This is a genomic window from Aeromonas sp. 600724, assembly GCF_049175135.1.
GTDB lineage: Bacteria > Pseudomonadota > Gammaproteobacteria > Enterobacterales > Aeromonadaceae > Aeromonas > Aeromonas veronii_A.
Genome location: NZ_JAAKUM010000005.1, coordinates 176,174 through 189,776, shown reverse-complemented (window position 1 = coordinate 189,776; position 13,603 = coordinate 176,174). Strand labels below are relative to the sequence as shown.

Below are 13,603 nucleotides of genomic sequence, written 5' to 3'. Positions count from 1 at the left end.
TCTGGAAGTCGTGGAATTTACCGGCGAGTAAGCGCGCCGGACTGGTTAAATCGCGATCATGGCCGTCTATTGCGGCCATGGTTTTTGTCGTGGGTCTGTTGTGCTAGAATGTGCGCACTTTTGACTCCGGCCCTTTTGATTGCACAGATACAGGATTTCCAATGAAGGTTATCGAAGGAAATATCGCCGCTCCTGAGGCGCGCGTTGCTATTGTTGTTGCCCGTTTCAACAGCTTCATCAACGACAGTCTGGTGAACGGCGCGGTGGACGTACTGAAGCGTCAAGGTCAAGTGCAGGACAGCAACCTGACACTGGTAAAAGTGCCGGGCGCGGTTGAAATGCCATTGGTCATCAAGAAGCTGGCCAAGAGTGGTCAATACGATGCCATCGTGGCGGTCGGTACTGTCATCCGTGGCGGCACCTACCACTTCGACCTGGTGGCAAACGAGAACAGCAAGGGCATGGCCCAGGTAATGATGGAATATGAAATTCCCGTTGCCTTCGGTGTGCTGACCACTGAAAACATTGAACAAGCCATCGAGCGTGCAGGTACCAAGGCGGGTAACAAGGGTGCAGAGGCTGCACTGGCAGCGCTCGAAATGATCAACGTCCTGAAAGAACTGGACGTGTAACGAGGAGAAGTACATTGAAACCGTCTGAGCGCCGTAAAGCCCGCCATTGCGCCACCCAGGCCATCTACCAGTGGCAGATGACCAAGGCTAACGTGGGTGACATCGAAGAGCAGTTCAAGATCGATCAGGACACCAAGGGTGTAGACCTGAACTATTTCCGCGATCTGCTGTTCGGGGTAGCCCTCCACTGCAGCGAGCTGGACAAGGTGTTTGCACCTTTCCTCTCCCGTCCGCTGGAAGAAGTGGACATGGTGGACAAGGCGATCCTGCGTCTGGCGACCTACGAGCTGACCCGTCGTGATGATGTACCGCCGCGCGTGGTCATCAACGAAGCGATCGAGCTGGCCAAAGCTTTTGCTGCCGATGACAGCCACAAGTTTGTCAACGGTGTACTGGACAAGGTGATCAAGTCGCTGAACAAGCGTTGATCCTGCTGTCCGTCAGCATCTAAGAGAGGAGCCAGCTTATTGCTGGCTTTTTACTGTATGGGTGAATTTGAGCTGATTGATAAGTACTTCAAGGTCCCCCACGCCCGCAAGGACGTGGTGATGGGCCCTGGAGATGACTGTGCCCTGCTGACCCTGCCCCCCGATACCCAGCTGGCGGTGAGCACCGACACGCTGGTGAGCGGCGTACACTTCTTTCCCGACATGGATCCGGTGGATCTCGGCTACAAGGCGCTGGCGGTCAATCTCTCCGATCTCGCCGCCATGGGGGCCGAGCCGCGCTGGGTATCGCTGGCGCTGACCTTGCCTGCCATCAACGAAGGTTGGGTCGCCGGTTTTGCCGAAGGGTTTCTGGAGCTGGCCGAGTACTACAATGTGGCGCTGGTGGGCGGAGACATGACCCGCGGGCCGCTCTCCATCACCATCTCGGTGAAGGGGTCGGTGCCTGCCGGGCGCGCCCTGATGCGCAGCGGTGCCAAAGCCGGTGACGGCATCTATGTGACCGGCACTCTGGGTGATGCCGCGCTGGCGCTCTCCCACCTGCTGGGCAAACGCACCCTCAACGAGAACCAGCTGGCTGCGGTGCTGCCACGGCTCGACCATCCCCATCCCCGCATTCTGGCCGGTCAGGCGCTGCGCGGGCTGGCGGGCAGTGCGCTGGATCTCTCCGACGGGCTGGCATCGGATCTCGGCCATATCCTCAAGGCCTCCGGCGTGCGGGCCCAGATCGATCTCGATCTGCTGCCGCTCTCGCCGGTGCTGCAGGATGCGGTGAGCGAGCAGGAGGCGTGGCAACTGGCGCTGGCCGGTGGCGATGACTACGAGCTCTGCTTCACCGTACCGGAGGAGCACCGCGGCGCGCTCGATACGGCGCTGGCCCACAGCGGGGTCAAGTTCAGCCGTATCGGCCGCATCGTGGCGGGCGAGCCGGGCATCGACTACCTGCGTGGCGACCAAGCGGTCGAGCTGCAACTGAAAGGGTGGGATCACTTCGCATGAGTTTGTTCAGGATAAAGCCCGAGCTGACACGACTGGATCTGAAAAATCCGCTTCACTTTTTGGCGGTGGGGTTTGGTTCCGGTCTCAGCCCCAAAGCGCCGGGCACCATGGGCACCCTGGCGGCCATTCCGCTCTACCTGCTGGTGAGCGGGCTGCCGACCCACTGGTTTATCGCCTTGCTGGCGGTGGGTTTTGTTGTGGGGATCCGTATCTGCCAGAGCGCCACCGATGCCATCGGTATGCCGGATCACGGCGCCATCGTCTGGGACGAGGTGATCGGTTTTGGCGTCACCATGATCGCCGCGCCTGCCGGCTGGGAGTGGGTGGTGGCGGGCTTCGCGCTGTTCCGGTTGTTTGATGTGCTCAAGCCCTGGCCCATCTCCTGGTTTGATCGCCGGATCCACGGTGGCCTGGGCATCATGCTGGACGATCTGATCGCCGGCCTGTTCGCCCTGTTTTGTATGCAATTACTGGCATTCTGGCTCGGTTGAGAGCCATCTTCCGGGGGATGACCGTTCTGGCATCCCCCGATTTATATCTGCTTAATTTTCATTCATCGGCATATGCTGCCGTTTATCATCCATTTCACATAAATATTCACTACTCATTCGGGGCTTGTGATTGTTTTGGAAATAGTGATAAATGCTGCTTGTTGCGTTGTTGTTGAAATTAAAGTAATGATACCAATAGATGTACGGACGCACCGGCCATTTGTGTGATGAAAATCATCATTTATCTCTGCCGAATTGGTGGTTATCTGCACAAAACATTGCGGAATTGTATAACTCAATCATTTACACCCGTGGTCAAACCGTCTAAGTTACTCGCGGGTTATTCCAAAAAAATGCAAAAAACCCGCCCGGATCGCTGGTTTCGCTGCCTCATGGATTGAGCAAATATTGCCCAAGGTAACAACCGGCATCTGCGGCTGATTTACGGACGAATTATTTGGGACGGATGTCCCCCGCAGAGGTAAACATGTCCTTGCTCGAAGTAAAGAACTTGCGGATCGAGTACCCCTCCCGCTACGGGGTGCTGGCCGCGGTGAAGGATCTCTCTTTCTCTATCGAAAAGGGTGAGATTGTCGGGGTGGTCGGTGAATCCGGCGCCGGCAAGTCCACCATCGGCAACGCCGTTATCGATCTCCTGAGCCCGCCGGGCCGTATCGCTCGTGGCGATATCTATCTCAATGGCGAGCTTATCTCCGGCAAGAGCCAGAACGAGATGCGGGCCATCCGTGGCTCCCGTATCGGGTTCATCTTCCAGGACCCCATGACCTCCCTCAACCCGCTGTTCACCGTTGAGCATCAGCTGGTGGAGACCATTCTGGCCAATACCGACCTCTCTCGCGAAGCTGCTTTTGCCAAGGCATTGGAGCTGATGGGGGCAGTGGGGATTCCGCAGCCGGAGCTGCGCATCAAGCAGTATCCACACCAGTTCTCCGGTGGCATGCGTCAGCGGGTGGTTATCGCCATCGCGCTCTCCTGCGATCCGGAGCTGATCATCGCCGACGAGCCGACCACGGCGCTCGACGTCTCCATTCAGGATCAGATCCTCCAGCTTATCCGCGCCCTCTGCAAAGAGCGTCAGGTGGGCTGCATGCTGGTGACCCACGACATGGGGGTGGTCTCCAACGTTACCGACAAGGTGGCGGTGATGTATCGCGGCGATCTGGTGGAGTTCGGCCTGACCGAACAGGTGCTGGGCAGCCCCAATCACCCCTATACCCGCAGCCTCATCTCGGCGGTACCCCGCTCCGATGTGAAGCTGGTGCGTTTCCCGCTGGTCTCCTATATCGAGGATGCCAGCGCGCCGGATACCAATATCGACCTCAAGACCCACTGGCTCGGTCAGAGTCAGGACGAGCGTGCCTATGAAGGGGCGCTGCTGCGGGTGGAGAATGTCGATCTGAAGTTTGTCACCAAGGACTCCATCTTCCCGAGCCGCCGCCAGTATGTGCGTGCCTGCAACAACATCAGCTTCGAGATCTTCGAAGGGGAGACCTTCGGTCTGGTGGGGGAGTCGGGCTCCGGCAAATCGACCATTGCCCGCGCCATCACCGGTCTCTATCCGCCTGATACCGGCAAAATCGTCTTTGAGGGGATCGATCTGACCGCTCTCAAGAGCGAGCGCGAGCGCCGCCCGTTGCGTCGCCAGATGCAGATGGTATTCCAGAACCCGTACTCTTCGATGAACCCGCGGATGAAGGTACGTGACATCATTGCCGAGCCGATCCGCTTTCACCAGCTGGCGAGCAGCGAGAGCCAGATCGAGGGGATTGTCGGGGATCTGCTGGATCATGTCGGTCTTGGCCGCGGTGCCGGGGTCAAGTATCCCCACGAGTTCTCCGGCGGTCAGCGCCAGCGCATCTCCATTGCCCGCGCCCTGGCCACTCGCCCGCGCTTCCTTATCTGCGACGAGCCCACCTCGGCGCTGGATGTCTCGGTGCAGGCCCAGATCCTCAACCTGCTCAAGGATCTGCAGCAGGAGCTCAAGCTCACCATGCTGTTTATCAGCCACGATCTGCCGGTGATCCGCCAGATGTGCGACCGCATCGGGGTGATGCAGCACGGTCATCTGGTGGAAGTGGCCGAGACCGAGAAACTCTTTACCAATGCCGAGCATGACTACAGCCGCAAGCTGATCTCCCTCATGCCGGAGTTCAAGGGAATGTCCCGCGAGGGGCTGGAAATCGCAAGCTAGGAGAGCGCCGATGCGCCGGTCTGCTTGTCAAAAAAGTGTCATAAGAAAGCCAAAAGCATGGAGAACAAGATGAAGAAAGGATTGTCCAAGATTGCCCTGGCGCTGTTTGCCGCCGGTTTCGCCTTCAGTGTCTCAGCCGCTGATATCAAGGTGGGTGTCGCTTCTGACGCCACTTCGCTGGATCCGCAGGAGCAGCTCTCCGGTCAGACCCTGGAGATGTCGCACCTGGTATTCGATCCCCTGATGCGTTACACCCAGGACCTGCAGTTCGAGCCCCGTCTGGCCGAGAAGTTCGAGCGTGTCGATGACAAGACCGTCCGCTTTCACCTGCGCAAAGGGGTCAAGTTCCACTCCGGTAACGACTTCACCGCAGACGACGTGGTGTGGACCGTCAACCGCCTGAAATCCTCCGTCGACTTCAAGGCGATCTTCGATCCCATCAGCGAAGTGAAGAAGGTCGATGACTACACTGTGGATCTTGTCACCGCCAAGCCGTTCCCGCTGGTGCTGCAGACCGTCACCTACATCTTCCCGATGGACTCCAAGTTCTACACCGGCAAGACCGAAGCGGGCAAAGACAAGGCCGAGATCGTCAAAAACGGCGACTCCTATGCCTCTACCCACGTCTCCGGTACTGGCCCGTTCACCGTCAAGTTCCGCGAGCAGGGTGTGAAGCTGGATTATGCCCGCAACGCCAACTACTGGGATAAAGCCTCCAAGGGTAACGTCGAGAACCTGACCGTAGTGCCGATCAAGGAAGATGCGACCCGTGTTGCAGCCCTGCTGGGTGGCGACGTGGACATGATCTATCCGGTTGCGCCGAACGATCTGGAGCGGGTGAAGAATGGCAAGGACTCCCAGCTGGTTACCCTGTCCGGTACCCGTGCCATCATCATCGAGCTGAACCAGAACACCAATCCGGCGCTGAAAGACAAGCGCGTGCGTCAGGCGATCAACTACGCCATCAACCAGGTGGGCATCGTCGAGAAGATCAACAAGGGCTTCGGTACCCCTGCTGGTCAGCTGAGCCCGAAAGGCTATGCCGGTCACAACGAGGCGCTGGTACCCCAGTATGATCTGGCCAAGGCCAAGGAGCTGATGAAAGAGGCCGGTTACGAGAAAGGCTTCAAGATGACCTTCATCTCCCCGGCAGCCCGCTACGTCAACGACGTCAAGATTGCCCAGGCTGTCTCCGCCATGCTGGCCAAGATCAACATCAAGGTGGATCTGAAGACCATGCCGGTGGCCCAGTACTGGCCCGAGTTTGACAAGTGCGCCGCGGACATGCAGCTGATCGGCTGGCACTCCGACACCGAAGATACCGCGAACTTCTTCGAGTTCCTGACCTTCACCAAGGACGCCAAGACCGGTATGGGTCAGTACAACTGCGCCGGTTATGCCAACGCCGAAGCTGACAAGCTGGTGATGGATGCCAACGCCGAGACCGATCCGGCCAAGCGTGCCGAGATGCTGAAGAAGGTCGAAGCCATGCTGATCGAAGATGCTGCCTACGTGCCGTTGCACTGGGAAGATCTGGCCTATGGCGCCAAGAAGAACGTCGACATCAAGCCGGTGGTCAACGTGATGAACTTCCCTTACCTGGGTGACCTGGTGGTCAGCAAGTAAGAGAACGTCGCAAGGAAGGACGGGGCGGGGTGGTCAGCTGGTCACTCCGCCCACTAACAGAAGCCTGTGCCACGACACAGGCCACGTAGAAGGACAAGCATGTTTACATTCCTGCTGAAACGGTTCTATCAGGCCGTGATAGTGATGTTCGTCATCAGCCTGGTCGCCTTCTCCATCCAGGATAACCTGGGTGACCCGTTGCGCGAGCTGGTGGGACAATCCGTCTCCGAAGCCCAGCGTCACGAGTTGCGCGAGAAGATGGGCCTTAACGATCCCTTCCTCATCAAATACAGCCGCTTTTTGAAAAATGCGGTGCATGGTGATTTGGGCACCTCCTATTTCTTCAAGCGACCCGCTCTCGAGGTGATCCTCGACAAGCTGGTGGCTACCCTTGAACTGGTGTTTGCTGCCGCGCTCATCATCGTGGTGGTCTCCATTCCACTCGGTGTCTATTCGGCGATCCGCCCGCGCAGCATTCCCACCAAGATCATCATGGCGGGGAGCAGTATCGGTATCTCGATCCCGGTATTTTTGACCGCCATCATGCTGATGTACCTCTTCTCCATCCAGCTGGGCTGGCTGCCTGCCTATGGCCGCGGCGAGACCCGTAACCTGCTGGGCTGGGAGTCGGGCTTCTTCACCTGGGATGGTATCCTGCACCTGATCCTGCCCGCGGTGTCGCTCTCTTCCATCATGCTGCCGCTGTTTATCCGGTTGGTGCGTTCCGAGATGCTGGAGCAGCTCTCTTCCGAGTACGTCAAATTCGCCCGCGCCAAAGGGCTGGATAACAACAAGGTCTACTATCAGCACGCTCTCAAAAACACCATGCTGCCGGTCATTACCGTCGGCGGGGTGCAGATCGGCACCATGGTGGCCTACACCATTCTGACCGAGAGCGTGTTCCAGTGGCCGGGCACCGGCTTCCTGTTCCTTGAGGCGATCCACCGGGTCGATACGCCCCTCATCACCGCCTACGTCATCTTCGTGGGACTGATCTTCGTGGTGACCAATACCCTGGTCGACCTGCTCTACGGGTTGATTAACCCGACCGTTAACCTGACTGCCAAGGGGTAAGCATGAGTAACGCTGTAACTGCAAGCCCAAGCCGTTGGGCACGATTCAAGAACTCTGACATCGTCTACTACTTCCTGCGGGACAAGGTAGCCATGTTCAGCTTTGCGGTGTTCGTGGTATTTGTGCTGGCGGCGCTGCTGGCGCCCTGGCTCGCCCCGCACAACGTCTATGACCAGACCAGTTTTGATCTGATGGATGCCGAGTTGCCCCCCTCCTGGCTCGAAGGCGGCGAGGAGCGTTTCTGGCTTGGTACCGACAACCAAGGGCGGGATATCTGGAGCACCATCCTCTATGGCGCCCGTATCTCCCTCACCATCGGCCTGTTTGCGGTGGCGCTGCAGTTGGTGCTCGGTATCGTCATCGGTCTGATTGCCGGTTATTTCGGTGGTCGCATTGACAACCTGTTGATGCGCTTTGCCGATGTGCAGCTGTCGTTCTCCACCATGATGGTGGCGATCATCATCTCCGCCATCTTTCAGGCAACCTTTGGCTCCGAGTTCTACTCGAAGTTTGCCATTATGATGCTGGTGGTGATCATCGGTATCGCCGAGTGGCCGCAGTATGCCCGTACTGTGCGCGCCTCTGTGTTGGCGGAGAAGAAGAAGGAGTATGTGGAAGCAGCCAAGGTGATGGGGTTCCGCGCCCCGCGCATCATGTTCCGCCACATTCTGCCCAACTGTTTGTCGCCCATTCTGGTTATCTCCACCGTGCAGGTGGCCAACGCCATCATGAGCGAGGCGGCGCTCTCCTTCCTCGGTCTGGGGATGCCGGTTGATCAGCCCTCGCTCGGTTCGCTTATCAGCGTCGGCTTCAACTACATCTTCTCCGGCTCCTGGTGGATCACCGCCTTCCCGGGAATCTGTCTGGTGGTGCTGGTGCTGGTCATCAACCTGCTGGGCGACTGGCTGCGGGATGTGTTTAACCCCAAGATCTACAAAGGTTGATAACCTGCGCAAGAACTTACTGCGAGGCCGTGATCAAGGCTCATGTGCTGCTCGGAATCCTCATGTATTCACATATACTCCGGTTCCTGCGCTGCTCTTTACCTTGTTGACGGACTTCTCGCAACAGTTCTTGAACAGGTTCTAGATTATGAAGAACAAGAAGGGCGCCAATGAGGCGCCCTTCTTTTGTTTGATAGCTTCAAGCGTTATCAGGCTTGCAGCCAGCTTTCGATGCTGCGCTGGATGCCTGCATCGTCCAGACCGAGCAGGGCATAGATCTCCTGCTGGGTGCCCTGTTCGACGAAGCGATCCGGCAGGCCGAGGTTGAGCACCGGCTTGCACTGTTTATTGCGCATCAGCAACTCGTTCACCGCCGAACCGGCGCCACCCATGATGGCATTATCTTCGATGGTGACGAAGTGATCGTGGCTGGCCGCCAGCGACAGCACCAGCGCCTCATCCATCGGTTTGACGAAGCGCATGTCCACCAAGGTGGCATCGAGCGCTTCGGCCGCCGCTTTCGCGTGGTGCAGCAAGGTGCCAAACGCCAGAATGGCAGTGCCCTTGCCCTCTCGCAGGATTCGTCCCTTGCCGAGCTCCAGTGCCTGCATTTCTGACGAGATGGGGGCGTCGCTCAGGCTGCTGCCGCGCGGATAGCGCACTGCGGCAGGGCCCTGATGGAGATAGCCGGTATAGAGCATCTGGCGGCACTCGTTCTCGTCAGATGGCGTCATCACCACCATGTTGGGCACGGTGCGCAGGAAGCTGATGTCGAACGCCCCCTGATGGGTCGGACCATCGGCCCCCACCAGACCGGCCCGGTCGATGGCGAACAGCACCGGCAGATCTTGCAGCGCCACATCGTGGATCACCTGATCGTAGGCACGCTGCAGGAAGCTCGAATAGATGGCGACCACCGGCTTCTTGTCGGCGATGGCGAGACCTGCGGCGAACGTGACCGCATGTTGCTCGGCAATCGCCACGTCGAAGTAACGATCAGGATATTGCTGGCTGAATTTCACCAGCCCCGAGCCTTCACGCATGGCGGGGGTGATACCGACCAGCTTCTCGTCTTTGGCGGCCATGTCGCACAGCCATTGGCCAAAGATGGCGGAGAAGGTTGGTTTGGCGGCGCTCGCTTTCGGCAGGGAACACTCGTCAGGATTGAACTTGGGCACAGCGTGATAACCGATGGGGTCTTTCTCCGCCGGCTCGTAACCCTTGCCCTTCTTGGTCTTGACATGCAGCAGCTGTGGGCCCTTGAGATTGCGCATGTTGCGCAGGGTCTCGACCAGCGCCTCGATATCGTGACCGTCGATGGGGCCGATATAGTTGAAGCCGAACTCCTCGAACAGGGTGCCGGGCACCACCATCCCCTTGAGGTGCTCTTCGGCCCGCTTGGCCAGCTCCTTGACCGGTGGCAGACCGGCCAGCACCTTCTTGCCACCTTCGCGGATGGTGGTGTAGAGCTTGCCGGACATGACCCGGGCCAGATGGTTGTTGAGCGCCCCGACATTCTCGGAGATGGACATCTCGTTGTCGTTGAGGATCACCAGCATGTCTTTATGGACATCGCCGGCGTGGTTGAGCGCTTCAAAGGCCATCCCTGCGGTAATGGCACCATCACCAATTACCGCTACCACCTTGCGACCCAGCCCTTCACTCTCGGCGGCGACCGCCATACCGAGCGCCGCACCAATGGAGGTGCTGGAGTGGCCGACGGAGAGCACGTCGTACTCGCTCTCGCCGCGCCAGGGGAAGGGGTGCAGGCCATCTTTCTGCCGGATGGTGTGGATCTGGTCACGGCGCCCGGTCAGGATCTTGTGGGGATAGGCCTGATGGCCCACATCCCAGATCAGCCGATCGAACGGGGTGTTGTAGACGTAGTGCAGGGCCACGGTCAGTTCGACCGTGCCGAGACCGGAGGCAAAGTGTCCGCTGGAGCGGCTGACAGAGCGCAGCAGATATTCGCGCAGCTCGTTGCACAGCACCGGCAGCCGATCTTTGGGCAAGGAACGCAGCTCGACCGGAGTGTCCGCGAGGGCCAGGTTGGGGAAATTGCTAATATCAACGCTCATATTGTTACTGTTATCCAGCGTTTAGTGGGTTCGCTCGATGATGTAATCGGCAAACGCTTCCAGAATGTCGGTATTGTAGGGCAAGGATTGCAGGGCTGTTAAGGCTTTCCCATGCAGTTCGCGAGCCAGCTCACGGGCATTTTCGAGTCCGAGCAGGGCCGGATAGGTACTCTTCTCCAGCGCCAGGTCAGAACCTTGTGGCTTGCCCAAGGTGGCGGTATCACCTGTGATGTCAAGGATGTCATCCTGCACCTGAAAGGCGAGGCCAATTGCGGCGGCATAGGTTTGCAGGGCAGCCAGCGTGGCGTCATCGACATCGGCTTTGCACAGGGCGCCGAGCGCCACGGCACATTCAATCAGTGCACCGGTCTTGTGGCGGTGTACCTGTTCCAGCTCGGCCAGTGAGATCTGGCGACCTTCGGCCTGCAGATCCAGCGCTTGACCGCCACACATACCAAGATAGCCGGAGGCGCGGGCGAGGGTACTCAGCATCCGCACCCGGTTGGCCATCAAAGTATCGGGCATGGGGTGATCGGCCAGAATGGAGAACGCCAGGGTCTGCAGCGCATCACCGGCCAGAATGGCGGTGCCCTCATCAAACGCCTTGTGGACGGTTGGTTGGCCGCGACGCAGATCGTCGTCATCCATGGCTGGCAGGTCATCGTGCAGCAGGGAGTAGGCGTGGATGCACTCCACCGCTGCGGCTGGGCCATCCAGCAGCTCGCTCTTTACGCCCAGCATCTCGCCGACGGCGTAGACCAGGAAGGGGCGCACCCGCTTGCCGCCCAGCAGCAGGCCGTAACTCATGGCATCGCGCAGGCGTGGCGCCATGGCGGGCAAGGATTCAAGTTGTGCTGACAGACAGTCGTCAATTCGCTGACGATGCAGACGGGAAAAATGGTCCAGCGCCACTCACTCCTCTCCTTGTTCTGGCTGGAAGGGGGCGAGCTGGTCGCTGCCATCGGCTTGACTGAGCAGGATCTGGATCTTCTGTTCGGCCAGTTCCAGCTTCTGCTGACCGGCCCGTACCAGATGAACGCCTTGCTCGAACTGTTTGAGCGCCTCTTCCAGGGGTAGGGAACCTTGTTCCAGCTGATGAACGATGGTTTCCAGCTCTTCGAGAGTGGCATCAAAACTCAGGCGGTCGATTTTTTTACTGGCCATGTCCATCCTCGGGGATTGAAAAAAACGGCTTATATTAACATCGACCGTCCACAGGGGGGAGGCAGAAAAACGCTGCCTCCTCAAACTCTCGATAAACTGGCCGATAATGAACCATGATTCTCAGTGGATGCATGCTTGCCGCTTGGGTCGCAATAGCAGAAAATTCAACAAACTATAATTGGGAATAAGAACCGGTGACAGGAGTAGGGACGTGGATCTAGGCAGTCTGATAGGGATAGTGCTGGGTTTCGGGGTGGTGGTGTACGGCATGCTGCTGGGGGGCCCCATGAGCATGTACGTCGACATGCCATCGGTCTACATCACCGTATTGGGCTCCATCTTCATCGCCATGATGAAGTTCAACCTAGGCCAGTTTCTGATGGCATTTAAGGTCGCTGGAAAAGCTTTTATGTACAAGGGCGACAAGCTGGAAGACCTCATAGTTAAAGCCGTTGAGCTTGCCGATGCCGCCCGTAAAGGCGGATTTCTGGCGCTTGAAGCGGCCGAGATTCCCAATCCCTTCATGAAAAAAGGGATCGATATGCTGGTGGATGGCCATGATGCCGATGTAGTGCGCGCAGTTATGGAAAAGGATATCGAGTTGACTGCCGAACGTCACGTCATTGCGATCAAGGTGTTCCGTACCCTTGGGGATCTTGGCCCGGCGATGGGGATGATCGGTACGCTGGTGGGTCTGGTGGCCATGTTGGCCAATATGAGTGATCCCAAATCTATCGGTCCTGCCATGGCTGTAGCCCTCTTGACCACTCTGTATGGTGCGATCGAAGCCAACATGCTGGCCATCCCGATAGCCGACAAGCTGGAACTGCGCAGCGGCGAAGAGCGCCTTAGCCGTTCGCTGATCCTCGATGCCATCATGGGGATCCAGGATGGCCAAAACCCGCGGGTGATCCAGTCCATGCTGCAGAACTATCTGAACCAGTCCAAACGCAACAACGGCAGTGAGTAGGGAGCCCTATGTCTGATTGCAAATGCCCGCCTCCCGGCCTGCCCGGTTATATGGGGACCTTCGCCGACCTCATGTCTCTGCTGATGTGCTTTTTCGTGTTGTTGCTCTCCTTTGCCGAGATGGATGTGCAGAAGTTCAAGCAGATTGCGGGGTCCATGGAGAAGGCATTCGGGGTCCAGAATATCCTTGAGGTGAAAGATATTCCGAAGGGAACTTCTGTCATTGCCCAGGAGTTCCGTCCTGGCCGCCCAGAGCCAACCCCGATTGATACCGTGATGCAGCAGACCATGGACATGACCCAGACCGAGCTGGATTTTTTGCCCGGTGAGGCCGAGCAGGCAGGTGGTCAGGACAAGAGTGATGGCAAGCAGACGGGGGGGGACACAGCTCAGGATGCTCAGAAGGCGCAGCAGCAGTCCAATACCCTGGCAAAGGCGCTGGCCGAGCAGATGAAAGATCAGATCCAGGATGGTGCCATCGAAATCGAGGCGTTGGGACAGCAGATCATCATCCGGATCAGGGAAAAAGCCTCCTTCCCGGCTGGCTCGGCGTTTCTGCAACCCCAGTTCTGGCCGGTTATTCGCAAGGTCGCGACCCTGCTCAAGGATGTACCGGGTGAAATCACCATATCCGGTCACACCGACAACGTGGCGACCGAAGATGAACTGTTCCAGTCCAACTGGGAGTTGTCGTCGCAACGGGCGGTGGCGGTGGCACACCAGATGATCAAGGTCCCAGGATTTGATCAGGGACGCTTGATCGTGCAGGGGATGGCCGATTCCCAACCATTGGTGCCCAACAATACTCCCGAGAATCGCCGGATGAACCGACGGGTAGAGATCGCTATCATGCAGGGCAAACCGACCATTTCCTCTCCTATTTCGGTACCGGAAGGAAAGTAATATTTCTTGGAGCAACAGATAAAGCGGGATCTGCATCAGGGGGCCGACATGGATTTTGTGTTGGC

At 58.1% G+C, this 13,603-nt stretch carries 13 protein-coding genes; 10 read left to right on the top strand and 3 right to left on the bottom strand.

The genetic code is table 11. The features are described 5' to 3' along the window. The first annotated feature begins 161 nt into the window (after positions 1-161). From ribE to G5168_RS06820, 8 genes are all read left to right on the top strand, one after another. Entirely contained in the window at positions 162-632 is a 471-nt protein-coding gene (gene ribE / locus G5168_RS06855) for a 6,7-dimethyl-8-ribityllumazine synthase (protein WP_005338866.1), read from the top strand. A 14-nt stretch (positions 633-646) separates the two neighbouring features. After that, complete coding sequence (gene nusB, locus G5168_RS06850) at positions 647-1,060, top strand: transcription antitermination factor NusB (protein WP_005343514.1); 414 nt, start codon at positions 647-649, stop codon at positions 1,058-1,060. A 57-nt stretch (positions 1,061-1,117) separates the two neighbouring features. After that, positions 1,118-2,077: a thiamine-phosphate kinase gene (thiL, locus tag G5168_RS06845; RefSeq protein ID WP_026034998.1), complete on the top strand. Its 960-nt coding sequence runs from the start codon at positions 1,118-1,120 to the stop codon at positions 2,075-2,077. Further along, positions 2,074-2,568: a phosphatidylglycerophosphatase A gene (locus G5168_RS06840; protein ID WP_005349509.1), complete on the top strand. Its 495-nt coding sequence runs from the start codon at positions 2,074-2,076 to the stop codon at positions 2,566-2,568. The genes thiL and G5168_RS06840 overlap by 4 nt, the downstream gene beginning before the upstream one ends. A 487-nt stretch (positions 2,569-3,055) precedes the next feature. Further along, on the top strand, positions 3,056-4,780 hold the full coding sequence (locus G5168_RS06835) for a dipeptide ABC transporter ATP-binding protein (RefSeq protein WP_421252023.1): 1,725 nt from the start codon (positions 3,056-3,058) through the stop codon (positions 4,778-4,780). Between the two features lie 69 nt (positions 4,781-4,849). Further along, the gene (locus G5168_RS06830; RefSeq protein ID WP_021230378.1) at positions 4,850-6,406 is read left to right on the top strand and encodes an ABC transporter substrate-binding protein; all 1,557 of its coding nucleotides are present in this window, start codon (positions 4,850-4,852) and stop codon (positions 6,404-6,406) included. Positions 6,407-6,505: 99 nt separating this feature from the next. After that, positions 6,506-7,480 carry an ABC transporter permease gene (locus tag G5168_RS06825; RefSeq protein WP_005349514.1) on the top strand — a complete coding sequence of 325 codons (975 nt, stop codon included), beginning with the start codon at positions 6,506-6,508 and terminating at the stop codon, positions 7,478-7,480. 2 nt (positions 7,481-7,482) lie between these two features. Next, on the top strand, positions 7,483-8,424 hold the full coding sequence (locus tag G5168_RS06820; RefSeq protein WP_040068611.1) for an ABC transporter permease: 942 nt from the start codon (positions 7,483-7,485) through the stop codon (positions 8,422-8,424). Positions 8,425-8,633: 209 nt separating this feature from the next. Here G5168_RS06820 and dxs read toward each other — a convergent pair whose 3' ends face one another. Genes dxs through xseB form a run of 3 tightly spaced genes read right to left on the bottom strand, consistent with a single transcriptional unit; the run spans position 8,634 to position 11,666 of the window. Beyond that, positions 8,634-10,502, bottom strand: a complete 1,869-nt coding sequence (gene dxs / locus G5168_RS06815; RefSeq protein WP_216951957.1) for a 1-deoxy-D-xylulose-5-phosphate synthase — start codon at positions 10,500-10,502, stop codon at positions 8,634-8,636. A gap of 21 nt (positions 10,503-10,523) precedes the next feature. Further along, a complete protein-coding gene (gene ispA / locus G5168_RS06810) occupies positions 10,524-11,414 on the bottom strand; it encodes a (2E,6E)-farnesyl diphosphate synthase (RefSeq protein ID WP_421172947.1) in 891 nt (296 codons plus the stop codon). Further along, a complete protein-coding gene (gene xseB / locus G5168_RS06805) occupies positions 11,415-11,666 on the bottom strand; it encodes an exodeoxyribonuclease VII small subunit (protein WP_005338838.1) in 252 nt (83 codons plus the stop codon). It lies immediately after the preceding gene. A gap of 211 nt (positions 11,667-11,877) precedes the next feature. Here xseB and pomA point away from each other — a divergent pair, with 211 nt between their 5' ends. Beyond that, positions 11,878-12,636, top strand: coding sequence for a flagellar motor protein PomA (gene pomA, locus G5168_RS06800; RefSeq protein WP_216951954.1), 759 nt, complete (start codon positions 11,878-11,880; stop codon positions 12,634-12,636). Positions 12,637-12,644: 8 nt separating this feature from the next. Continuing rightward, positions 12,645-13,538, top strand: coding sequence for a flagellar motor protein MotB (locus tag G5168_RS06795; protein WP_216951953.1), 894 nt, complete (start codon positions 12,645-12,647; stop codon positions 13,536-13,538). Positions 13,539-13,603 lie beyond the last annotated feature (65 nt).